This is a genomic window from Catellicoccus marimammalium M35/04/3 (assembly GCF_000313915.1).
Lineage (GTDB): Bacteria > Bacillota > Bacilli > Lactobacillales > Catellicoccaceae > Catellicoccus > Catellicoccus marimammalium.
Window position 1 is genome coordinate 14284 of the sequence record NZ_AMYT01000022.1, and the last position, 23321, is coordinate 37604.

Sequence of the window (23321 nt, forward strand, 5' to 3'; positions counted from 1 at the left end):
TATCGATGGGCAATGTTCCGCTTATGAATTGTGTCAGGTCCGGAAGGAAGCAGCACTAAGTATGTCGGGGCATGTGCCCTTTTTTTGTATCTAAAAGAGAAAGGAGTTTCGTTTACTGTGTTAAAACAAGAAGGGCTAACGATAGTACTAGCAGGAAAAAATCAAGAAACAAAGATTGACTCTGTTCTATCGCAATTACAAAGTCAAGATGTGATTACAGAAATATTGTTGGTGGACTTACATTCAACGGATCGAAGTCAAGAAAAGATGAATGAATGGAAGGAAAAAGAAGAAAGAGTTGAGGTCCTTCTTTCTTCTGCAGACACAATAAATGCAGGTTGGAATCAAGGATTAGCACAAGCAAAAGGAAAATATGTTTGCTTTTTATCCTTTACTGATACGATTCCACAATATTTTCCTTTATGGATACAAGCAGAGATTGCGGAAAGTGAAATTACGCTAAGCGCAAAAGCAACAAAAAGAGATCAAAATTTAGAAGAACGCTTAGAACAGTTTACGCAACTCTCTTTATCAACTCAAATTTATCGAAAAGAATTTTTAGATCGTTTTTCTTTTCGTTTTTTAAATAGTAAAGAAGCGAGCTGGTGTTTCCATTGGATTACTTTGTTAGCAGCAGATCGTATTTCTACTTGTCAAAGTAAAGCGAAAAAAGAAGCTTTTCCAGTACAAGAAATGAGATGGCTTTCTTCTTTCCATCATATTTTAACGATTGCCAAAGTACGTCCAGAATGGCATGAGATTTTATTATCTTGGATTCAAGAGACATATTTTGTACAATTTTTTGAACAACTACCAAAAGATTTATCATTTGTAGAATACCAAAAATATAGAAAACAATGGATTTCTTGGTTTGAAAAAGAAGAAGCCACTCAGTTTTCTCATCCTTGGGCTCAATTATTGTGGCAAGAGCTACAGCAGCCAAAGGAAGGCTATCTATTCTGGAAATACTATGTAACAAAAGAAATGCGTTATCAGCCCCAAGCTTTACCGCTTTATTATCGTCAAAAATTAGATACAACTCTTTGGCCATTTTCTTTATTTTTAACGGCCAAAAAAGTAGAAGAAGGAATTTTATATCAAGGATTTATTGAAAATGACCTAGGATTATCTGTAAAACAAGCGATTTTCCGTGTGTCTTTACAAAATGATAAAGAAGTTCTTTTTCCCACTAAAGTGAAGAGTCAAAAAGTAAAAGGTGGATGGCAAATTTCTTTTGTTTTACCAAAAACAGAAGAAATGAAGAGCCAAGATTGGAAATGGCAATGGAGTTTAGGTTATCATCCGTTGCGTCTACAAAATGAACAAAGCGTAGAGTTTCAAGATGGCCTATGGCAAACTTCCTCTTATGGTGGTCGTTGGGAAGTTCCTTTGACTGGAAAGAATATAAAAACAATAGCGAAAAAAGATCTTTTTGGGGCCACAAAAGAAGGAAAAATTCAACCGATAGAAAAAGGAAATGAGCATCAATGGACAGATGTATTTGCCTTTATTCAAGGAAAAGTACAGGCAGTTCATTTAGATGGTAATGGAGCTTGGGAAGATGATTGCCAACAATATGAATGGAAAAATCATCAAGGATATTTACATCTAGAAAAAACAGTGAAAACAACCATTGTAGGTTCAAAAGGCGCGATGTATTTACCTGCTCAACGTAAAGGTTGGGTGTTATGGGATGAAAAAAATCATGTCTTGGAACGTTATGCAAAAGCAGAAGAAATAACAAAAGAAAAATTGCAAGCACTAGCAGATGGATTGTATCAGCCTTATTATCTTTATGAGTGGCAAGGAGAATGGATACTTTCACCAATCCAACATGTCGGAAAACAAGAACAAACAGAGGAAATCACTTGGTTTTCAAACCGAATTGAAAAGGAAGAAAGACAAGTAAGAAGTGCTTTTCCTGCTTTACAATTTTTTATTGCTCAGAAAAAGAAATTAAAAAATCAAGTGCTTTTACAAGCCAAAAGAGATAGTGTTGGTCTAGCTCATCTTGTTTCTAGCTTAGAAGATGACGGATGGAAAGTACAAGTTGCTTTACCTAAAGGAGTTCGTGCTAGTTATCTTTCAAAAGATATCGTTGTGGGAACAAAATCTTATATTCAAGCACTAGCACAAAGTAAATATTTGATTAGTGAGTGTACACTTCCTTCTTATTATCGCTTGAAAAAAGGACAAGTAACTGCTCAATGGATGAATGCTCCATTAAGAACAAGAGGAAAAATTAAAGATCAAAAAGAAGAGAAGAAACAATTCAATCGAGCAAAACATTGGTTCGTAGAAAATCAAGCGCAAGGAGAGCAATGGAAAAAAGAAGTGGGCTATAATGGAGAAGTTCACGCAATCGGATTCCCTTGGGCAGAAGAAATGTATTATTCCACAAAGAAAAAGGAATGGAAACAAAACTATGGACTAGATCCAAAGAAAAAAGTAATTGGACTATTATTAGATCAAGATACGTTAAGAAAAGTTCCTTATTCTAAAGACTATCAATACATTGTTTCTTTTGTAGAAGAAATTTCAGATAATCAATGGTCCGCTCATCAGTTTACGGTAGAAGAAATTGGTGTTTTATGTGATGTAATTTTTGCTAAAGAAGAAAGAGTTTTAGATACATTTTCTCTGCTAGCTAAACCGCTTTATTTAGTGAATCAAGAAGGAAATTATCCAAAGGTTGTACCCGGAGAAATTCCATCCATTATTAAGAAGATGAACGTACAATATATCGTTCCAAGTAGAGAAGAGAAAAAGATTACACCAACCTATTTCACACAATGGGGAGAAAAATTAGCTACTTATGCTGCTACTCCAAGAAATGAAAGCTATATTCAACCTTATCTTTCTCTTTGGGCACACAAAGGATATGAAATTTTGTTTACTCTTGTAGGAGTTTTACCAAAAACAAAAACAATCTGTTTTGAAAGCTTTTATGGAGAAAAAGCGACGGATAATCCAAAAGCATTATATGATTATATGATAAAGAATCATCCAGAATATCGTTGTATTTGGAATGTGAAAAAAGGTTATGAATCTGTCTTTAAAGAACAAAACTTGCCGTATGTCGTGAATAATAGCTTGTCTGCCCTTTGGGTACAAGCTCGAGCACAATATTGGGTATACAATACTCGTCTTGTTCCTTGGAAAAAGCCGCCTCGACATACGTATTTACTGCAAACTTGGCATGGTACTCCTTGGAAAAAATTAGGTTTGGATATTGAAAGTGTTCACTTAGCAGGAGTGAATACAAAAGAATATTACCAAGAGTTTTTACAAGATGTGCAAAAGTGGGATCGCTTAATTGCTCCTAATGAATACGCTTTTGCTTGTTTCCAAAGTGCATTTGCTTTACCAGCTGAAAAAATCATGTTAACAGGATACCCAAGAATCCAAGCGCTTTTAGAAAAAGAAAAACAAGCAAAAGAAATCAAAGAACAATTAGGGATTCCAAAAGAGAAGAAGGTGGTTCTCTATGCTCCTACTTGGCGTGATAGTGAAAACCAAGGACAAGGAAATTATTCCTTTGCCTTTCCATTTTCAATTGAAAAGGTAAAAACTGCGTTAGGAGAAGAGGTTGTTCTTTTATTACGCCTGCATTATTTAATCCATCAAGACTTAGAAATTTCAGTGGATGGGGTTTATGATGTTAGCGAATATCCAGAAATTAATGATTTATATGTCATCAGTGATCTTTTGATTACCGATTATAGCTCAGTCTTTTTTGATTATAGTGTCTTACAAAAACCAATGCTCTTTTATGCTTATGATGAAGAACAATATGAGAAGGAGCGTGGAGCGTACTTTGCCTATCAAAAAGTACCTGGACCAATTGTCAAAACAGAAGATGATCTTATCCAAAAAACAAAAGAGTTATTAGAAGAAAAATCATTAAGTCGTTGGAATCAACAAAAAATGTTACCTTATATCCATTTAGAAGATGGGAAAGAAAATGAACGAGTGACAGAACAATTGTTTGCTCCAGTGATTGGAGTTTGGGAAGAAGATGAAAATTTCTTAACTCAAAAAGCGATTTGTCAAGGACGAGGAAGCGCGATGAGTACTCTGAAAGAAGGCGAAAAAGAATTTGCTTTAGTTCCAGGAGAAGAAGTAATTGTTCATCGCCGTTGGAACTATATCGATCCAATAACGCAACGTCCTGTAGGTTGGCCACAATACTATATTGAAACTACACAAGGGAAAGGTTACGTCCATGGATATCAACTATGGGGATTCCAACCTAATCCATAAAGAAAAAGCACTAGAGTTTTCTCTAGTGCTTTTTTGGATAATAATGATAATGAAAATACAAGTTTATTCTAGCACGCTTTTCTAAAAAGAAGATGAAATTTGCTTACGAATGAGAAATTTTACTTACAGCAAGAACTTGTTCTTTTAATTCTTCTTCTAATTGGCCTAAGGTTTGTTCAGCTTCTTGACGTTTTTTCTTACCTTCTGTTTGAATTTCTAACGTTTGTTGAATGGTATCAATTAATTCTTTTTGTGTATATTGTAATGTTTCAATATCTACAATACTGCGTTCATTTTCTTTGGCAACTTCAATCGTAGATGCTTTTAACATTGAAGCGTTTTGTTTTAATAGTTGGTTTGTAGTTTCTGTGACTTGTTGCTGTGTTTTTGTCACATTTTGCTGTCTTAATAAAGTAATCGCAATCGCAATTTGGTTTTTCCAAAGAGGAATAGCTGTAGTAATCGATGACTGAATTTTTTCTGCTAATGCTTGATTGGTATTTTGAATTAAACGAATTTGTGGTGCTTGTTGAATGGTAATTTGTCTTGCTAATTTTAAATCATGCATCCTTTTTTCTAAGCGATGGTGAGCTTGTGTTAAATCATTTAATTCTTGAATTTTCATTTCATCTTTTGTAGCTTCTACTTCTTTTTCTAATGTAGGAATATCTTTTGTTTCTAGTTCATATAATTTTAATTCCCCTGCCGCAAGATAAACGGTTAATGCTTGGAAGAAGTCTTTATTTTTTTGGTATAGTTGTTCTAATTGTTGATTATCTTTTTGCAACCCTTCTTGTTCTCGCTCTAAACGAACGGCAATTTTATCGACTTGTGCACTGATTTGTTGATATTTACCAATGTTTTCTAAAATAGATTTTTTCGCTTTTTGGAAAAATCGTTGCCAACCTGAAGTCTTTCCTTGAGTTAATTCTTCGGGGTTACTTTGTTCTAGCTCATACATCAATTGAGATAATGTTTGGCCAATTGGACCTAGGTCTTGGTTTTGAACGTTTTCTAACATGATTTGAGAAAAGGTACCTAATTTTTCTTGAGCCTGAGCTCCAAAAGAAAGAACTGCATTACGATCTTGTACGTTGAGTTGTTCTGCTAATTGTTCGGCTTGTGCTTGTTGTTCTCTTGGTAATTTTTGGAAAAAAGTAGGTTCAACCGTTGTTTTGTTTGTCGTATTTTTAACTTCTGTTTCTTTTGTTTCTTTTTGCTTATCGGATTCATTTAAAGATTCCAATTCTAATAATTCTGCAAAAGGATCAGTCATAATAAAGCCTCCTTATTTTTGGATTTCCTTTAATTTTTTTTGGGCCAATCGAATACTATCAGAAAGTCCAGATAAATCACTAGAGGTTAACCGATGATATTCATCGACAATGGCTAATGATAGATGAGTAATCGTCTGTTCACTTTGCTGTAAAATATCTTTGGTTTCTTGCGAGGCTAACGGACGATTAACAACTTCTAAATATTGAGTCACTAAATCGACTAAATTTGGTAGATAATGATATAAAAAATCTCCTAAACGAGAAAATTGTTCTGGGTTTTTAGCTAGTAAGTCAAGTAGTCCTTGGCAAGCTGCAATCACATTTGTTTTTTCTTGAATGGCTTTCAATTGATTATTTTTTCGAAATTGTTTTTGCAATAACTGTACTTGTTTTTGAGCAGAAGAAAAAGTATCTTCAATAAATAGTACATCTTTATTTGATAATTGAGCTTGGGATAATTTTTGACTTAATTCTTCCATCGTATGTTCTTTACGATAGAAATGTTGAATCCCTGGAAGTTGTTTCCACCAGCGATAAACTTTGTGACAAAATACTTGTAGTCCAATGACTAAAAAAAGAACAAATAAAGTGATGACTACTGTGCTGATGGTAGGGGGATTACAAAAATATAAAAGAGCTGCCAATAGAAGATCAAATCCAATGGCAAACCAATGTTTCTTTATAAATTTAAACACGTTTTGCTCCTCCTTTCTTTCATTGTTATTGTACCATAAGGCAAAATGAAGGTTGAAAATTTTCGTATTTTTTATAGAATAGGCGAAAAAAGTCTGTTTTTTCCCAAGGAACATTTTGGCACCATTTTTTTCCATTATATTCTATGTTAAAATAAAAATATTATCTGTGTTCATGATTAGGAAGGAGTCCTATGGCAAAAGAAAAAAAAGCAATGACACGAGAAGAGTATCGTCGTCAAAAAGAAAAAAGCGATACGAGTAATAAAAAGGAAAGACAAACAAGAACGAAAAGTGAAATAATTAATCGTGAAACCGTTCGTTCTTATCGTCAAAAAAAAGAAGCAGAGGAAAAGGATAAAGAGCGGAATCGTTTTTTAAATCGTGCTCTATTTATCGTTATTCTTTTGTTAATTGTTTTATTCTATTTGATTTTTAAAGCATAAAGGAGGTTATCTGATGAAAATTGGAATTATTGGAGCAATGGAAGAAGAAGTAGTGACACTAAAAGGAGCGTTGGAGAACTCAAGTACAGAGATGATTGCTGGAGCAGAATTCACTTGTGGGCAATATGCTGGAAAAGAAATTGTTTTAGTGCGCTGTGGAATCGGGAAAGTAGCTGCAGCTGTGACTGCTACATTATTAATTGATCATTTCCAAGTAGATGCTTTAATTAATACAGGAAGTGCAGGCGGAATTGGAGAAGGATTAAAAGTTGGAGATATTGTTATTTCTGAACGCTTAGCTTATCATGATGCTGATGTAACTGCCTTTGGTTACGCTCCAGGGCAAATGGCACAAATGCCTCTTTACTATGAAGCAGAAAAATCATTGATTGAGGCAGCAAAACAAGCAGCAGCAGAAACTGAAGAGACTGTTTATACAGGTACGATTGTTTCTGGAGATCAATTCGTAAATAGTAAAGAACGAATTGCAGAAATTAAAACGATTTTCCCTGATGCACTGGCAAATGAAATGGAAGCTACAGCCATTGCACAAGTAGCTTATCAATTTTCAACTCCTTTTGTTGTGATTCGCGCGATGAGTGATGTAGCAGACGAAGAAGCAAGTATGAGTTTTGATGAATTTATTCAAATTGCTGGGAAAAAATCAGCGGAAATGGTTTTAAAATTATTACAAAAGATTGAGGGATAAAATGGAAGCATACCTTTTAATAGATTATACAAATGATTTTGTGGCTGACGAAGGTTCAATGACATTAGGGAAAAAAGCACAAGATTTAGCTCCAAATATTATTCGTCATTTAGAACAAGCGTTAGAAGATGGGAATTTAGTTGTGTTTGCGACTGATGCTCATTATGAAGGAGAAGATCATCCAGAAAATGAACTTTTCCCACCTCATAATATTGTTGGTACTTGGGGACGTCAGTTATATGAACCAGTAAGAGAATTTTATCGTAAATATCAAGAAGTGATTGTAGCGTTAAATAAAACACGCTATTCTGCGTTTTATCACACAGATTTACATTCCTTACTACAAGCCTATAATATTGAAAAAATTCATATTTTAGGAGTGTGTACGGATATTTGTGTTTTACAAACGGTAGCCGATGCTTACTACTATAATTATGAAGTTTGTGTGATGAAGGATTCAATTTTAGGAACAAGTGAGCAGGCACAAGAATATTCATTAGAGTATATGAAAAATATGTTTAATGCAAAAATCTATGAGGAAGAAGAATGATATATTTAGATAATGCGGCCACAACCCAATTACGACCGGAAGTAAAAGAAACGATGTTAGAAGCTATGGATCTATTTGGAAATCCATCAAGTGTGCATCAATATGGGAGAAAAGCAAAAGAGCAAATTTTAGCTGCTCGCGATGTTGTTGCTCAATTTTTAGGAACAACAAGTGATCATATTCTTTTTACAGCTAGTGGTTCAGAAAGTGATACGATGGCGATTCGTTCTATGATTGCTCATCCAAATAAAGAAGGAAAACATTTGTTAACTTCAGCAATTGAACATCCAGCTGTTTTAGAAACAATGAAACAATTGGAACAAGAAGGTTATGAAGTAGATTATGTTCAACCGAATGAAAAAGGAGAAATTCTTGTTTCAGAAGTGGCAAAAAAAATAAGAAAAGATACGATTGCGGCTTCCTTTATGTACGTAAATAATGAAACAGGAATGCGCCTATCCATTGCGAAATTAGCTTCATTGTTTCAAAAAGAAGGAATCTTATTCCATGTGGATGCAGTTCAAGCTTTTGGATTAGAAGAGATTCAAGTGGAAGAATTAGGAATGGACTTTTTATCTGCGGCAGGACATAAAATCAATGGACCAAAAGGAATTGGAATTTTATACGCCAAAGATGATAAAAAGGTAGTTCCTGTCATTCGTGGTGGGGAGCAAGAATATCATAAACGAGCAGGAACCGAAAATACAGTTTCTATTTTAGGATTAAAAACGGCTGTAGAATGCTTAACAAAAGAAGAGCGCAAAGCCCTACAAGAAAAATATTTGTTTTTCCAAAGTGAAATTATTCAAGGATTGGAAAAAGCTGGAATTGAATTTAAAGTGAATGGGCAAGGAGATAAATCGCCGCATGTCTTAAATCTTTATTTACCAAAAATGCGTAGTGATATTTTATTACTGCGTTTAGATATGAAAGGAATTGCGATTTCTACTGGTTCTGCCTGCACGGCTGGTAATGTACATCCTTCTCATGTGTTAGAAGCAATGTATGGAAAAGAAGCGGACGAATTGACCCATTCCATTCGTTTAAGTTTTGGTTATCAAAATACAAAAGAAGAAATTGATCAATTAATTACAGCATTAGTAGAAATTTTGGGGTGAAAAAAATGGCATTTGCAAAAGTAGCTGCTCCTTTAGGGGCTAAAGTACAATATGAAGTAAGTCCAGAAGTGAAACGTTATACTTTACGTGATGTAGGATTTATGGAAACGAAACAAGGAAACTTTCAATGGAAGCGTTCTTTAGATCCAACACCACAAATGAAAACAGGATTTACATTGAAAATTACTATTGATCGTTCAATGACAAAATTAAAAATGTCTATTGTCGACAAAACTGGTTTAAATCAAGTAAATATCTTTGATTTAAATCATCCGCAGCAAGCAATGATTGAAGAAAAATTTGAATTTTATATGCAAACGTTACTACAACGTCATTGTCTTTCTGTTATCGAATAAAGCGACCTTCAAATCGCAAGAGAAGGAGAAAACAAAGATGAAAGAAAAAAAAGATACAACGGTTGTCGTAGGAATGAGCGGAGGAGTGGATTCTTCGGTTACGGCTTTATTACTAAAAGAACAAGGATATAATGTCATTGGTGTTTTTATGAAAAACTGGGATGACACGGATGAAAATGGAGTTTGTACCGCTACTAAAGATTATGAAGATGTAGCTCGTGTTGCAGAAAAAATTGGGATTCCGTATTATTCTGTTAATTTTGAAAAAGAATATTGGGATCGTGTATTCCAATATTTCTTAGAAGAATATAAAAAAGGTCGTACACCCAATCCCGATGTAATGTGTAATAAAGAAATCAAGTTTAAAGCCTTTTTAGATTATGCTTTAGAACTTGGAGCAGATTATGTGGCGACCGGTCACTATGCCCGTACGGTGCGCGATGAAAATGGAATGGTTCATATGCTACGTGGCGTAGATGATAATAAGGACCAAACTTACTTTTTAAGTCAATTACAACAACATCAATTAGAAAAAACGTTGTTCCCTTTAGGTGAATTAGAAAAACCAAAAGTACGTGCCATTGCAGAAGAATATGACTTGGCAACTGCCCATAAAAAGGACTCTACAGGAATTTGTTTTATTGGAGAACGAAACTTCAAACAATTTTTAAGTCAATATTTACCTGCCCAACCAGGAAAAATGGTGACAAAAGAGGGAGAAGTGAAAGGTCAACATGACGGATTGATGTATTACACAATCGGTCAACGTAAAGGATTAGGAATTGGTGGTAATGGGAAAACCAACGAACCTTGGTTTGTTATTGGGAAAGATTTAGCGAAAAATGAATTGATTGTGGGTCAAGGATTTACACATCCAGATTTATATGCTGATTGCTTAACTGCAAGCCAAGTGAGTTTTACGACTCCAGAAAAGAAACCACAAACTTTTGAATGTACAGCGAAATTCCGCTATCGTCAAAAAGATGTACCTGTGCGTGTAGAACTGAATGAAGATCAATCAGAAGCAGTGGTTCACTTTTTAGAACCTGCTCGCGCAGTAACTCCAGGACAAGCCGTTGTATTTTACGATGGGGAAGAATGTCTAGGTGGTGCCTTAATTGATGCTGCTTATCGTGATGGTAATCTTTGTCAATATGTTTAAAATAAAGGAGAAAAAACATCATGTATCATGTCTTACTAACAGAAGGCCCAGATGAACCTTGGTGGTTTTTTGAAAATTGGGAAGAACAAGTAGTAGAAGGATATACTTTTCGTACCTTTGCTCAAGCAAAAGCGAAATATATTGATTGGTATGGAGAGTTAGAAGAAAAATATCCTCATGTAAAAACGAAAGATCCTTATATGGCAGCATTTTGGCAAGAAGGAGAATATTACTATTGTGAAGAATGTTCCGATGACTTGCAATGTTATCATGGATTATTGATTTTAGATACACGGCAAGATAAGGTTGAACCTCGTCAAAAAAGATTATGTCCAATGAGAGAAAAAGAAGAAGGAGAGAATTAGCCAATGTCAGAAAAAAGACAAATTACTTTAGAAGAAATTGTAGAATTATTAAAAGAACATCATTTGTTAAAAGAAGTCTGGCAAAAAGGTAAGGCACATTTCCAACTTCTAGATAATGAAACTTATGAGCAAGTAACCTATGATTCACGACAAGTGGAAAGAAATAGTCTTTTTATTTGTAAAGGTCAAAACTTTAAAATGGACTTTTTAACAATGGCTCAAGAAAAAGGAGCAGTAGCATATTTATCAGAAACTCATTTTCCAGAAATGGAAGCAATGACAGCGATTCTTGTTACCGATGTTCGTAAAGCGATGGCTTGTGTCGCAATGGCTTTTTATGGATATCCACAAAAAGAGTTAAAAATTATTGCTTATACGGGCACAAAAGGAAAAACAACTTCTGCTTATTTTTGTAAATCTATTCTAGATGAATGGACCGATCATCATTGTGCATTATTATCTACCATGGAAACCATCTTAGATGGGAAAACCAAACAAAAATCTAAATTAACGACTCCTGAATCTTTAGATTTATATGCGATGTTTAGAGAAGCAGTAGACCATGGTATGACGCACTTAGTAATGGAAGTGTCTTCCCAAGCTTATAAGCTACATCGTGTATATGGCTTAACTTTCGATATTGGAATTTTCTTAAATTTATCTCCAGATCATATTGGTCCTATTGAACATCCAACTTATGAAGATTATATTTATTGTAAGAGTGAATTGATTGAAAATAGTCGTTTAATGATTATTGAAGATGAAATTGACCAAAAAGAATTTTTATTAGAAAAAGCAGCTGCGTTACATGTGCCCGTGATTACTTACGGAAAAACAGAAGCCGCTGATTATGAATGGAAATCAAAAGGAAGCGGAATTTTTTCTGTTGAAACCCATGGTTCTGATGTCGAGTTATCTGGAGAATACCAAACGCAATTGTTAGGTGATTTTAACCAAAGTAATGGATTATCTGCCTTAATTGCCTGCCGTCAACTAGGAGCAGATGAAGAAAGTTTGCGTGAAGGATTACGTAAAGCCTTAGTTCCTGGAAGAATGGAATGCCTGAAAAAAGAAGGAGAACCGGTTGTATATATCGATTATGCTCATAACTATTTAAGTGCTTCTTCTTTACTTTCTTTCATCAAAAAAGAATATCCACAACAAAAGATTTATGTTGTTGTCGGAAGTACAGGGAATAAAGCAGAATCTCGCCGTCAAGACTTTGGACGTGTGTTATCAGAATACGCAGATTATGCAGTGTTAACAAGTGATGATCCAGGATATGAAGATCCAAGAGAAATCAATGCAGAGATTATTGCAGCAATGGATAGCAAGGTCCCTTATACAGAAATTGTGGACCGAAAAGAAGCCATTGAGTTTATTTTAGATAAAGCAACAAAAGATGATATTGTTGTTTTAATGGGGAAAGGTCGCGATGCCTCCCAACAGATTTGTGGTGAATCTGTACCGTATTTAGGAGATGTAACCATCGCAAAAAATTATTTAGGAATTGAGAGTGAATAAAAAATGAGTGACAGTCAAAGTGAACAGAGACGAAAATTACAACCGATTTTATTAGGAAGCGATATCAACGTATATGGAATGGCTCGTTCGTTTTATGAAGCATATGATGTAAAAAGTATTGCCTATGCTTCTGCAGCGTTAGCTCCTACTCGTGATAGTCAAATTGTTACCGTACAAGTAACCGAAAACTTTGATAGTGATCCTGTATTTATTGAAAAGATGCGTGAGGTAGCGGCGCAATTAAAAGATGATACGAATTATTTATTAATTCCTTGCGGAGATGGCTATGCAGAATTAGTTGCCAAACACCGCGATGAATTAACACAATCTTTCTTATGCCCAGGGGTAGATCATGAATTGTTTACTCGCTTAGAAGATAAAGTGCAATTTTATGAAATGTGTGACAAATATGGCTTACCTTATCCAGATACTTTGATTATTCGTAAAGAAATGGTCGTAGGTCAAGATTCTATTTCTTTACCGTTTGATTTTCCTGTTGCTTTGAAACCAGCAAATAGTGTGGAATGGTTATCGATTGATTTTGAAGGAAAGAAAAAGGCTTTTACCATTCATACTGCCGAAGAATTAAATAAAGTATTACATCAAATCTATGAAGAAACAGATTATAGTGATGTAATGATTTGTCAAGATTTTATTCCAGGAGATGATTCGCATATGCGTGTATTAAATGCCTATGTGGATCAAAATCATAACGTTCGTATGATGTGTTTAGGTCATCCTTTATTAGAAGATCCAAGTCCATCTGCGATTGGGAACTATGTCGTAATTATGCCAGATTACGATGATAAAATTTATCAACGAATTCAACATTTTTTAGAAGCTATTGAATATAGTGGTTTTGCGAACTTTGATATGAAATACGATCCTCGTGATGACGAATATAAATTATTTGAAATTAATTTACGTCAAGGACGTAGTAGCTTCTATTGCACATTAAACGGCTATAATTTAGCGGAGTATGTGACTGAAGATTTAGTGATGGAGCAACCTTTCATTGAAACAACATATGGTCAAGGAGACATGTTGTGGATGGGAGTGCCCAAAAAAGTATTTAAGGAATACGCTAAGCCAGGAAAAGATAAAGACAAAGCAATGGCAATGTTAAAATCTGGACACTGGGGAACTACTGTTTTTTATGATAAAGATAAAAATTTAAAACGTACTTTATTGATGAAATACGCATTTCATCGTTATATTGGCCAATATAAAAAATATTTTAAAGAAAATAAAGGATAGGTATTATGGAGAATTTTTTTGTCGTCTTAGGTGGCATGGGTACAATGGCAACGGAAAGTTTTATTCATTTATTAAACCAACGTACCCCTGCAAATAAAGACCAAGATTATTTAAATTATATTGTTTGTAACCATGCTTCGATTCCTGACCGAACAGCGTTTATTTTACAACAATCTAAAGAAGATCCTTATCCTGTGTTACAAGAAGACATCGTTTCTCTTCAACCGTTACACCCACGCTTTTTTGTGTTGACATGTAATACGGCTCATTATTTTTATGAACGCTTGCAAGAAAGTTCTATTGTTCCGATTTTACATATGCCACGAATTGCTGCTCATGTTGTAGCTAAAAAAGCGCAAGGAAAGAAAAAACGAGTGATGGTTTTAGCAACTTCTGGAACCATTCAATCCAAAGTATATCACCAAGAATTAGAGTCTTATCCTAATTTAGAGATTTGTATTCCTGATGCAGAACTACAAAAAGAGGTAATGGGCTTAATTTATGATGATATTAAAGAAAAAGATTGGATGAATGAAGCACGTTATCATCAAATTTTACAACGAGCAAAAGAAGAATATCATTGTGATTATATGATTTTAGGATGTACAGAACTTTCTTTAATCGAAGAAAAATGTCCAAATCATCCTTATGAAGTCATTGATGCTCAATCTGAATTGGTCAATCAAGTATTAGTCGAAATGAAGAAAAAATAAGCTGGAGCCTTGGCTTCAGCTTTTTTGTAAGGAGAAAAGATGAAACAATTAGTTATCGCAGAAAAACCAAGTGTCGCGAGTGATTTGGCTCGTGTGCTACATGCTAAAGAAAAGAAAAAGCATTATTATGAAGGGAAATCCACAATTGTTACTTGGGGTTATGGTCACTTATTGACATTAAAAATGCCAGAAGACTATAAAAAAGAATGGAAAACTTGGAGTATGGATACTCTACCGATGTTACCCAAACAATTTTTAATCCAACCTTTGCCTAAAACCAAAGGACAATTGCAAGCCATTCGTCAATTATGTCAAAGAAAAGATATTAAAGAAGTAGTTATAGCAACAGATGCTGGAAGAGAAGGGGAATTAGTTGCTCGTTGGATTTTACAATATGTACGCTATAAAGGACCGGTAAAGAGACTTTGGATTTCTTCGCAAACCGATAAAGCGATTAAAGAGGGATTTGCTCATTTAAAACCAGCCAAAATGTATGATGATTTATTTTATTCTGCTCAAGCACGTTCAGAAGCAGATTGGTTGATTGGATTAAATGTTTCACGAGCATTAACGATTCAATATGGAGATCAACTTTCTGCAGGGAGAGTGCAAACCCCTACATTAGCGTTGGTACGAAAACGAGAAAAGGAAATTGAATCTTTCCGACCAAAAGAGCAATTCACGGTCGAATTATCTTATCAAGGTCATCCTTTGACAAGTAGAAAGCCTCTTGTTTTTTCTAAAAAAGAAACTGCTGAGAAAGTGAAAGCTCAACTACAAAAAGAGACGGCTGTAGTTAAAGAAAAGAAAGTGAAAGTGAAAAAGCAATGGGCACCACTACTTTATGACTTAACCGAGTTACAGCAAGTAGCCAACCAGAGATATGGCTTTTCAGCAAAAAAAACATTGAATTTAGTACAAAGTTTATATGAACATCATAAAATCGTCAGTTATCCACGTACGGATTCAAAATACTTGCCGACAGATTTAGAATCTTCAATGAAAGAACGATTACAAGCTGTCGCTAAAGAGTTTTCTCTTTCTGGAACGATTTTACAAAAAGGAAAGGTCCAACAAAGAAAAGTATTTAATGATCAAAAAGTTTCGGATCACTATGGATTAATTCCTACAGAAGTGGCACCTAACATTTCACGTCTATCACAAGACGAATGGAAAATTTATCAATTAATTACAAAACGGTTCTTGAATTTATTTTATCCGCCTTATGAAGCAGAAGAACAAACGTTTGTCATTCTATTAGGAGATCAAAACTTTCAATTAAAACAAGAGAAAGTATTAGAACAAGGTTGGAAAGAAAAAGAAGAAGGAGTCTCTTCTCTACATTTATCTTTGAATCAAGAACTTCCTATCCAGATAAAAGTAGTTTCCTCCATGACAAAACCAAAATCTCGTCTAACGGAAGGACAATTGTTAGCACAAATGGAAAAACATCATTTAGGAACTCCAGCGACAAGAGCAGAAATTATTGAAAAATTAGTAAATATTCAATATTTAGAACGTCAAGGTCGCGAATTTATTGTTACTCCAAAAGGAAAACAATTGCTAACCTTAGTCAATGAAAGTTTAGTGCGTCCAGAATTGACCGAAGAGTGGGAATTGCATTTACAAAAGATTGAAAAAGGAAAAGAGAAAAAAGAACAATTTATCCAAAAGATGAAAAAAGAGGCAACGCGCTTAGTTACCGAAATTAAACAAAGTGAAAAAGAATATAAGGATTTTGCGTTAACTACAAAAAAATGTCCAGAATGTAGTGGACGTCTACGGGAAAAGAAAACCAAACAAGGTGTTTTTTATGTTTGTTCCAATCCAGAATGCCATTATAAACGTCGGAAGGATTTAAAAGTTTCCAATCATCGTTGCCCACAATGTCATAAGAAAATGGTCATTGTAGAAGGAGAAAAAGGTGCATATTTTAAATGCCAGAGTTGTTCTTTAACAGAAAAAATTCCAGACAAAAAAGCGAAAAAACAAAAAATGACAAAACAAGAAGAACGTCGTTTGATGAAAAAATATAGCGAAAAAGCTCCAGCTGAAAATCCTTTTGCGAGTGCCTTAGAAAATTTCCAAGTTCAAGACTAAATAAGAAAACGTTTTCATTTTTAGGAGATAGATTGGAAATAATTTGAGAAAGAAAAGAAAAATAAGAGTTGTCAGCAAATAAAAAATGAGATAGAATGAGAATAACAAATAAAATAAAGATTTAACAAAAGCCACCTGAACCTATGACGCCTTGGACAGAGAGGGAAGTGACCCGCTGAAAGCTTCCTCAAGAAACGAGAGGGGATGACTCCTTTTGTCAGAGCATAATCGTCAAAAGTTATGCCGTGTCATACGCGTTATAGTATGGAGAGGAGATTAATCATCGATTAATCTTAAATTGAGGTGGAACCACGTTTGCTATATCGTCCTGATGCTTTGCATCAGGATTTTTTTTATAGAAAAATGAATGAGGAGGAAGGAAAATGAAAATTACATTTCCAGATGGAAGCTGTAAAGAATTTGACAATGGCGTAAGTGCTTATGATATTGCCAAATCAATCAGCAATAGTTTAGCAAAAAAAGCAATCGTTGCTCGTTTTAACGGAGAGTTAGTAGACTTAACAACTCCTTTAGAAGAAGATGGAAGTTTAGAAATTTTAACAAATAAAGACGAAGATGCTTTAGCAGTAATGCGCCACTCTGCAGCTCATTTAATGGCTCAAGCCTTACGTCGTTTATATCCAAACATTAAATTAGGAATTGGACCTGTGATTGAAAATGGATTCTATTATGATGTAGATAACGGTGATCAACCAATTACAGAAGAAGATTTGCCAAAAATCGAAGCAGAAATGAAAAAAATTGTTAGTGAAAACTTACCAATTACTCGTCATGTTTGCTCTCGTGAAGAAGCAGCAGAAAAATTTGCAGATGATCCATATAAAGTAGAATTAATCGCTGAATTACCAGAAGGCGAAACAATTACTTATTATGAACAAGGTGAATTTTCAGATTTATGTCGTGGTGTACATGTACCAAGTACAGCGAAAATTCCAGTCTTTAAATTATTATCTTTAGCAGGAGCATATTGGCGTGGAGATAGTAATAATAAAATGATGCAACGTATTTACGGTACAGCTTTCTTTGATGAAAAAGCATTAAAAGCATACTTGAAAATGCGTGAAGAAGCAAAAGCTCGTGACCATCGTAAACTAGGAAAAGAATTAGATTTATTCACAATTTCTCAAGAAGTAGGTTCTGGTTTACCGATTTGGTTACCAAAAGGTTCTACAATTCGCCGTGTGTTAGAACGTTACATTATTGATAAAGAATTAAGCTTAGGTTATCAACATGTATATACTCCAGTATTAGCGAATGTAAACTTATACAAAACTTCTGGTCACTGGGACCACTATAAAGATGATATGTTCCCACCAATGGATATGGGAGATGGAGAACAATTAGTATTACGTCCTATGAACTGCCCACACCACATGGAAGTTTACAAACAAGATATTCACTCTTACCGTGAATTACCAATTCGTATTGCAGAATTAGGAATGATGCACCGTTATGAAAAGAGTGGTGCTTTATCAGGATTACAACGTGTACGTGAAATGACTTTAAATGATGCACATATCTTTGTTCGTCCAGATCAAATTCAAGAAGAATTTACTCGCGTATTACAATTAATCTTAGAAGTATACAAAGACTTCAATATTACAGATTATCGTTTCCGTTTAAGCTATCGTGACCCAGAAAATACAGAAAAATATTTCGATGATGACGAAATGTGGGAAAAAGCACAAACAATGTTAAAAGCAGCGATGGATGACATGGAATTAGATTACTTTGAAGCGGAAGGAGAAGCTGCTTTCTATGGTCCTAAATTAGACGTACAAGTGAAAACAGCGATGGGAACAGAAGAAACATTATCTACAATCCAATTAGACTTCTTATTACCAGAACGCTTCGATTTAACTTATGTTGGAGAAGATGGTGAAAATAGTCACCGTCCAGTGGTTATCCACCGTGGAGTTATTTCTACAATGGAACGCTTCACAGCTTACTTAATCGAAGAATATAAAGGTGCCTTCCCAACTTGGTTAGCACCAACTCAAGTTGAAGTAATTCCAGTAAACAATGAAGCTCATGCTGATTACGCTTATCAAGTGAAAAATGCATTAGTTCCTTATCGTGTAGAAGTAGATGAACGTAATGAAAAATTAGGATATAAGATCCGTTCTGCACAAACACAAAAAATTCCTTATCAAGTCGTTGTAGGGGATGAAGAAGCAGCAAATGGTTCTGTAAATGTTCGTCGTTATGGACAAAAAGAACAAGTTTCTATGTCTTTAGATGAATTCAAAGCTCTATTAGCGAAAGATGTAGAAAACTTCAGCCGTCCAACAGAAGATTAAAAATAAACTACTCTTTATTGATATGCCTCCCAAAAGTTAGATACAACTTTTGGGAGGTATTTTTATTTTTTCGATAAAGACCTTTTGTTTTTTCAAAAAAGTTTAAAACATCGCTTCACAAACGTCGGAAAGAAAAAATTGTGGTACAATAAAAAGGAATTTATAAAAGAAAGGAGCAGACTGCATCGATGAAGAAACCCTATATCCCGTTTCGTAAAAATACACGCAAACAAAAAACAGATAATACAAGTACCGGGCATATTGCGTTTCGTTTAAACTTACTTTCTACAATTTCTTTTATTCTATTGTTCATTTTAGTCGTGCAATTATTCCGTTTAGATGTTGTAGATTATAAAAAGTTTGAAGCTCGTTTAAATGATGAGCATGAAACCATCGTGAAATTAAATAATGCCCCTCGTGGTTCTATTTATGATAATGCAGGTAAAGTATTAGTAACAAATAAAGCCAACCAAGCAATTATTTATACCAAACCAAGAGGAGCTACAACACAACAAATGGCAGAGGTAGCGAATCGATTAAGTAAATTGATTACAATGCCAACCAAAAATATCACAGAACGTGATAAAAAGGATTACTATTTAGCTTATCAGAAGCATAATGAAGAAGTGCTTGATCGTATTCCCAAAAATGAATTGATTAAAACAGGAGAAGATCCTGGAAAAACGTATCAATTACAGTTGAAATATGTTTCTAAGTCCGATATTGATTATAATCAGCAACAAAAAGAAGCAGTTGCTATTTATAAAAAATTAAATGGAGCCCAAACATTAACTCCTACTGTAGTGAAAAATAGTGATGTCACAAATGAAGAAATTGCGGTTGTGGGAGAAAATGAAGATAAGTTAGATGGAGTCGCAACAAGTGTCGATTGGACTCGTTCTTATACGAAAGCTTCCGATTCTATGCGTAGTATTTTAGGAACCGTTTCTAGTGAAAAAACAGGATTACCTGCAGATTTAGCGAAAGAATATTTAGCGAAAGGATATTCTTTAAATGATCGTGTAGGATTAAGTTATTTAGAAAAAACCTATGAATCTTACCTTCATGGGGTAAACGGAAAAGTAGAAATCTTTACGAATAATAAACAAGAAATTGTTAAACAAGAAGTGGTTAAAGAGCCAGAAAAAGGAGACAATTTAAAATTAACCATTGATGCAGAGTTCCAAGAAAAATTAAATGATATTGTTAAACGCTATGCACAAAATATTGTAGGTAGCAGTCCTTGCTCAGAAGGAGCTTATGTTGTAGTAACCAATCCAAAAACAGGCGGAATTATTGGGATTTCTGGATATAGTCGTGATCCAAAAACAGGGGAAATTGATGAAGACACATTAGGAACTATCAACAAAGCCTTTATCCCAGGTTCAGTAGTAAAACCAGCAACTATTACTTCTGGTTATGAAAACAAAGTAATTTCTGATAATCAAACCTTTATTGACCAACCGTTAGTGATTGGTCAAGGAGCAGGAGCGGTTCGTAAAAGTTCAGTATTTAACCGCTATGGTCAAGTACCGGTCAATGCCGTAAAAGCATTAGAAGTTTCTTCTAACGTTTATATGATGAATATCGTATTTGCGATGTTAGGTCAGCATTACACACCAAACATGGTAATGTCAGAAGATATTTCACCTATTAAAAAATTGCGCAAGACCTATGCTGAATATGGTTTAGGTGCAGAAACAGGGGTAGATGTAAATGGAGAATCTACAGGATTAATTAATAAACAATTCTATGATAAAGACGGCAACTTAATTCCAGGAACTCAAGGGAATATGCTCGATTTATCTTACGGAAACTATGACACGTATACTCCATTACAATTAGCTCAATATACAAGTACAATTTATAATGATGGAAAACGAATTGCGCCACACTTTGTCGAAGGAATTTATGCTAATAATAGCGAAGGCGGATTAGGGAAAGAAATCAAGAAAATTACACCAAAAGTAATGAATACCATTCATTTAACACAAGATCAATGGAACATCCTTCATGAAGGAATGTACCAAGTTGTTCATGGAGCACAAGGTACAGCAACAGATCTTCAAGGATGTAAATATAATATTAGTGCAAAAACAGGAACGGCCGAAACTTCAGGATATAATCGTGCAAGTGGCCGCTATGAAAGCACCTTAAACTTGAATTTAATTTCTTACATTAATAAACGTGGGGATACAGATGCTAAATTATCTGTGACCGTTGTTTTACCAAAAGTTTCAGAAAATAGTCATGAGAACGTAGCGCTAGCCAAAGAAGTGTACGACTTATACTACAAATTGTATGGAAATAAAGAACAACAATAATGTAAAGTAGTTTTCCTTAACAAATTGACGAAAAAGTATGGTCAGCCTTCTTAAAAAATGATATACTAGAACTACTTGATTAAAGATAAAAACACAAAGGAGAATAGATTATGCGTGAAAATATTATTTTAGAATGTACTTCATGTAAAGAACGTAACTACTTAACAAACAAAAATAAACGTAACAACCCAGATCGTTTAGAAAAGAAAAAATATTGTCCACGTGAACGTAAAGTAACTTTACACCGTGAAACAAAATAATAGAAAGCGAGGTTTACCCTCGCTTTTTTCTATAGGAGAAGAGAATGAAAAGAAAACCTTGGATGACTTATGTATTGATTGGTCTTTGTATCTTTGTTTATCTTGGAATGTGTTATTTTCAATATATTTATTTACCAAAAGAAGGAATCCCAAGTCAAAATGGCCAAAATGTTACCTTACTTACTTTTGGTGCAGAATGGGGACCTTTAGTTCATCAAGGTCAATGGTGGCGTTTAATTACCGCAATGTTTGTCCACATTGGCTTTGCTCATTTATTTTTAAATTTATTGACCCTTTATTTTATTGGGCCAGAACTAGAATTTTATTTAGGAAAGATTCGTTATCTTCTTTTATATCTTCTTTGCGGAATAGGCGGAAATGTTGTAAGTTTATTCTTTGATGGAAACGCGATTTCTGCTGGCTGCTCGACAGCTTTATTTGGTCTTTTTGGTTATTATATCGTTCAGGCAAAACGTAGCTCTAGCCCATGGATGAGAGAATTAGGAAGACAATATTTTGTCTTTATTGCGATGAATATTATTTTTAATTTATTTGATAGCAATGTCTCCTTATCTGGACATCTAGGCGGCTTATTATCTGGAGTACTTTTGGGATTTATTCTATCCCCAAAGAAAAAGGTCAGATAGATAAATGAAGTGTGCTATAATAAAACATATGTACTATTTTGGGGGATTTTATGAAAACGCTTTATGATGTGCAACAATTACTAAAACGCTTTGGTATTATTGTGTACGTAGGCTCAAGAATTGCCGATATTGAAATGATGGCAATTGAAATCGATCAGTTACATCGTTCACGATTAATTGATGATGAAACCTACCAAATTGCAAAACTAATTTTACGGCGAGAACATCGCTACGAAGAAGAAAAACAAAATCAAGAATCATAGGAGTTTGTCATGAGTAAAAAAATGATAGGAATTGATCTTGGTGGCACAAGTATCAAATTTGCGATTGTAACAGAATCAGGAATGGTAGAAAAACAATGGAACATTCCAACCGATATTTCTGATGAAGGAAGTCATATTGTTCCTGATATGATTGCTTCTTTACAAAAAGAAGTCACAAAAGAAGAATGGAAAGAAATCATCGGGATTGGTATGGGTTCTCCTGGAGGGGTAGACTGTGCCAATGGAACAGTAACAGGTGCTTACAATTTAAATTGGGTAGAAACCCAAGATTTAAAAACACCGATGGAAGAAACTTTCCATGTGCCATTTTATGTAGATAACGATGCAAATGTAGCAGCCTTAGGAGAACAATGGCAAGGTGCAGGAGAAAACCAAGCGGATGTTGTTCTTGTAACTTTAGGCACAGGAGTTGGTGGAGGAATTGTTTTAAATCATCAACTTATGCATGGAATTGCTGGTGGTGCTGGTGAAATTGGTCATGTTACTGTGGCTTTAGAAAAACATGATTTTCCATGTACTTGTGGTAAAAAAGGTTGTTTGGAAACAATTGCTAGTGCAACAGGAATTGTAAATGTAGCGAAAAAAACATTAGAGGAATCTACTATGGACTCCATTTTACGTCAAAAAGAGGAATTTTCAGCAAAAGATGTCTATGATGCTGCTAAAATGGAAGATGCTCTTGCTTTATCTATCGTCGATCAAGTACATCAATATTTAGGGTTAGCCGTAGCAAATATTGCCAATACACTAAATCCAGCTTGTGTTGTGATTGGAGGAGGAGTTTCTGCAGCAGGAGAGATTTTGCGAGCAGGAGTTCAGCGTTACTTTGAACAATTTACTTTCCCATTAGTACAACAAACGACAAAAATTCGTTTAGCGACATTAGGAAATGATGCAGGGGTTATTGGTGCTGCCTCATTAGTTTTACAAGCATAAAAAAGAAAAAGGAGAAA

The 23321-nt window shown here is 34.6% G+C and carries 20 protein-coding genes and 1 other RNA gene; 19 read left to right on the forward strand and 2 right to left on the reverse strand.

Annotated elements, in window-relative coordinates:
* The first annotated feature begins 1 nt into the window (after window position 1).
* An RNA gene (gene ffs / locus C683_RS06510) (signal recognition particle sRNA small type) lies at window positions 2-88 on the forward strand.
* A 29-nt stretch (window positions 89-117) separates the two neighbouring features.
* Window positions 118-4263 carry a CDP-glycerol glycerophosphotransferase family protein gene (locus C683_RS06420; protein WP_009491907.1) on the forward strand — a complete coding sequence of 1382 codons (4146 nt, stop codon included), beginning with the start codon at window positions 118-120 and terminating at the stop codon, window positions 4261-4263.
* 103 nt (window positions 4264-4366) lie between these two features.
* On the opposite strand, the gene C683_RS05630 is transcribed toward C683_RS06420, so the two are convergent.
* A complete protein-coding gene (locus C683_RS05630) occupies window positions 4367-5539 on the reverse strand; it encodes a toxic anion resistance protein (RefSeq protein WP_009491908.1) in 1173 nt (390 codons plus the stop codon).
* Window positions 5540-5551: 12 nt separating this feature from the next.
* Window positions 5552-6235, reverse strand: a complete 684-nt coding sequence (locus C683_RS05635) for a 5-bromo-4-chloroindolyl phosphate hydrolysis family protein (RefSeq protein WP_009491910.1) — start codon at window positions 6233-6235, stop codon at window positions 5552-5554.
* 191 nt (window positions 6236-6426) lie between these two features.
* Here C683_RS05635 and C683_RS05640 point away from each other — a divergent pair, with 191 nt between their 5' ends.
* The 17 genes from C683_RS05640 to C683_RS05720 all read left to right on the forward strand — a co-directional run bounded on the left by C683_RS05640 (window position 6427) and on the right by C683_RS05720 (window position 23304).
* Entirely contained in the window at window positions 6427-6678 is a 252-nt protein-coding gene (locus C683_RS05640) for a hypothetical protein (RefSeq protein ID WP_009491912.1), read from the forward strand.
* A 13-nt stretch (window positions 6679-6691) separates the two neighbouring features.
* Window positions 6692-7387, forward strand: a complete 696-nt coding sequence (locus C683_RS05645) for a 5'-methylthioadenosine/adenosylhomocysteine nucleosidase (protein WP_009491914.1) — start codon at window positions 6692-6694, stop codon at window positions 7385-7387.
* 1 nt (window position 7388) lies between these two features.
* Entirely contained in the window at window positions 7389-7937 is a 549-nt protein-coding gene (locus C683_RS05650) for a cysteine hydrolase family protein (protein WP_009491916.1), read from the forward strand.
* Window positions 7934-9055: a cysteine desulfurase family protein gene (locus C683_RS05655; RefSeq protein ID WP_009491918.1), complete on the forward strand. Its 1122-nt coding sequence runs from the start codon at window positions 7934-7936 to the stop codon at window positions 9053-9055. The genes C683_RS05650 and C683_RS05655 overlap by 4 nt, the downstream gene beginning before the upstream one ends.
* 5 nt (window positions 9056-9060) lie before the next feature.
* Window positions 9061-9411: a DUF1831 domain-containing protein gene (locus tag C683_RS05660; RefSeq protein WP_009491920.1), complete on the forward strand. Its 351-nt coding sequence runs from the start codon at window positions 9061-9063 to the stop codon at window positions 9409-9411.
* A 37-nt stretch (window positions 9412-9448) separates the two neighbouring features.
* A complete protein-coding gene (gene mnmA / locus C683_RS05665; RefSeq protein WP_009491922.1) occupies window positions 9449-10573 on the forward strand; it encodes a tRNA 2-thiouridine(34) synthase MnmA in 1125 nt (374 codons plus the stop codon).
* A gap of 20 nt (window positions 10574-10593) precedes the next feature.
* Window positions 10594-10938, forward strand: a complete 345-nt coding sequence (locus tag C683_RS05670; RefSeq protein ID WP_009491924.1) for a DUF1033 family protein — start codon at window positions 10594-10596, stop codon at window positions 10936-10938.
* 3 nt (window positions 10939-10941) lie between these two features.
* Window positions 10942-12462 (forward strand): UDP-N-acetylmuramoyl-L-alanyl-D-glutamate--L-lysine ligase, encoded by a 1521-nt coding sequence (locus C683_RS05675; protein ID WP_009491926.1) that lies wholly within the window; start codon window positions 10942-10944, stop codon window positions 12460-12462.
* A 3-nt stretch (window positions 12463-12465) separates the two neighbouring features.
* On the forward strand, window positions 12466-13719 hold the full coding sequence (locus tag C683_RS05680; protein ID WP_009491928.1) for a carboxylate--amine ligase: 1254 nt from the start codon (window positions 12466-12468) through the stop codon (window positions 13717-13719).
* A 5-nt stretch (window positions 13720-13724) separates the two neighbouring features.
* Window positions 13725-14432, forward strand: a complete 708-nt coding sequence (locus C683_RS05685; RefSeq protein WP_009491929.1) for an aspartate/glutamate racemase family protein — start codon at window positions 13725-13727, stop codon at window positions 14430-14432.
* Window positions 14433-14471: 39 nt separating this feature from the next.
* Entirely contained in the window at window positions 14472-16532 is a 2061-nt protein-coding gene (locus tag C683_RS05690; protein WP_009491930.1) for a DNA topoisomerase 3, read from the forward strand.
* Between the two features lie 383 nt (window positions 16533-16915).
* Complete coding sequence (gene thrS / locus C683_RS05695) at window positions 16916-18853, forward strand: threonine--tRNA ligase (RefSeq protein ID WP_009491931.1); 1938 nt, start codon at window positions 16916-16918, stop codon at window positions 18851-18853.
* Window positions 18854-19041: 188 nt separating this feature from the next.
* A complete protein-coding gene (locus C683_RS05700) occupies window positions 19042-21177 on the forward strand; it encodes a peptidoglycan D,D-transpeptidase FtsI family protein (RefSeq protein WP_009491932.1) in 2136 nt (711 codons plus the stop codon).
* 110 nt (window positions 21178-21287) lie between these two features.
* A complete protein-coding gene (rpmG, locus tag C683_RS05705) occupies window positions 21288-21437 on the forward strand; it encodes a 50S ribosomal protein L33 (protein ID WP_009491933.1) in 150 nt (49 codons plus the stop codon).
* Window positions 21438-21481: 44 nt separating this feature from the next.
* On the forward strand, window positions 21482-22084 hold the full coding sequence (locus C683_RS05710) for a rhomboid family intramembrane serine protease (RefSeq protein ID WP_009491934.1): 603 nt from the start codon (window positions 21482-21484) through the stop codon (window positions 22082-22084).
* Window positions 22085-22134: 50 nt separating this feature from the next.
* Entirely contained in the window at window positions 22135-22347 is a 213-nt protein-coding gene (locus C683_RS05715) for a YqgQ family protein (RefSeq protein ID WP_009491935.1), read from the forward strand.
* 9 nt (window positions 22348-22356) lie between these two features.
* The gene (locus tag C683_RS05720; RefSeq protein ID WP_009491936.1) at window positions 22357-23304 is read left to right on the forward strand and encodes an ROK family glucokinase; all 948 of its coding nucleotides are present in this window, start codon (window positions 22357-22359) and stop codon (window positions 23302-23304) included.
* The last annotated feature ends 17 nt before the right edge of the window (window positions 23305-23321 follow it).

Bases quoted from the DNA above. Each gene is read 5' to 3' on its own strand.
- C683_RS05630 (WP_009491908.1), bottom strand. From the start codon at position 5,539: ATGACTGATCCTTTTGCAGAATTATTAGAATTGGAATCTTTAAATGAA.
- C683_RS05640 (WP_009491912.1), top strand. From the start codon at position 6,427: ATGGCAAAAGAAAAAAAAGCAATGACACGAGAAGAGTATCGTCGTCAA.
- C683_RS05645 (WP_009491914.1), top strand. From the start codon at position 6,692: ATGAAAATTGGAATTATTGGAGCAATGGAAGAAGAAGTAGTGACACTA.
- C683_RS05650 (WP_009491916.1), top strand. From the start codon at position 7,389: ATGGAAGCATACCTTTTAATAGATTATACAAATGATTTTGTGGCTGAC.
- C683_RS05655 (WP_009491918.1), top strand. From the start codon at position 7,934: ATGATATATTTAGATAATGCGGCCACAACCCAATTACGACCGGAAGTA.
- C683_RS05660 (WP_009491920.1), top strand. From the start codon at position 9,061: ATGGCATTTGCAAAAGTAGCTGCTCCTTTAGGGGCTAAAGTACAATAT.
- mnmA (WP_009491922.1), top strand. From the start codon at position 9,449: ATGAAAGAAAAAAAAGATACAACGGTTGTCGTAGGAATGAGCGGAGGA.
- C683_RS05670 (WP_009491924.1), top strand. From the start codon at position 10,594: ATGTATCATGTCTTACTAACAGAAGGCCCAGATGAACCTTGGTGGTTT.
- C683_RS05675 (WP_009491926.1), top strand. From the start codon at position 10,942: ATGTCAGAAAAAAGACAAATTACTTTAGAAGAAATTGTAGAATTATTA.
- C683_RS05680 (WP_009491928.1), top strand. From the start codon at position 12,466: ATGAGTGACAGTCAAAGTGAACAGAGACGAAAATTACAACCGATTTTA.
- C683_RS05685 (WP_009491929.1), top strand. From the start codon at position 13,725: ATGGAGAATTTTTTTGTCGTCTTAGGTGGCATGGGTACAATGGCAACG.
- C683_RS05690 (WP_009491930.1), top strand. From the start codon at position 14,472: ATGAAACAATTAGTTATCGCAGAAAAACCAAGTGTCGCGAGTGATTTG.
- thrS (WP_009491931.1), top strand. From the start codon at position 16,916: ATGAAAATTACATTTCCAGATGGAAGCTGTAAAGAATTTGACAATGGC.
- C683_RS05700 (WP_009491932.1), top strand. From the start codon at position 19,042: ATGAAGAAACCCTATATCCCGTTTCGTAAAAATACACGCAAACAAAAA.
- rpmG (WP_009491933.1), top strand. From the start codon at position 21,288: ATGCGTGAAAATATTATTTTAGAATGTACTTCATGTAAAGAACGTAAC.
- C683_RS05710 (WP_009491934.1), top strand. From the start codon at position 21,482: ATGAAAAGAAAACCTTGGATGACTTATGTATTGATTGGTCTTTGTATC.
- C683_RS05715 (WP_009491935.1), top strand. From the start codon at position 22,135: ATGAAAACGCTTTATGATGTGCAACAATTACTAAAACGCTTTGGTATT.
- C683_RS05720 (WP_009491936.1), top strand. From the start codon at position 22,357: ATGAGTAAAAAAATGATAGGAATTGATCTTGGTGGCACAAGTATCAAA.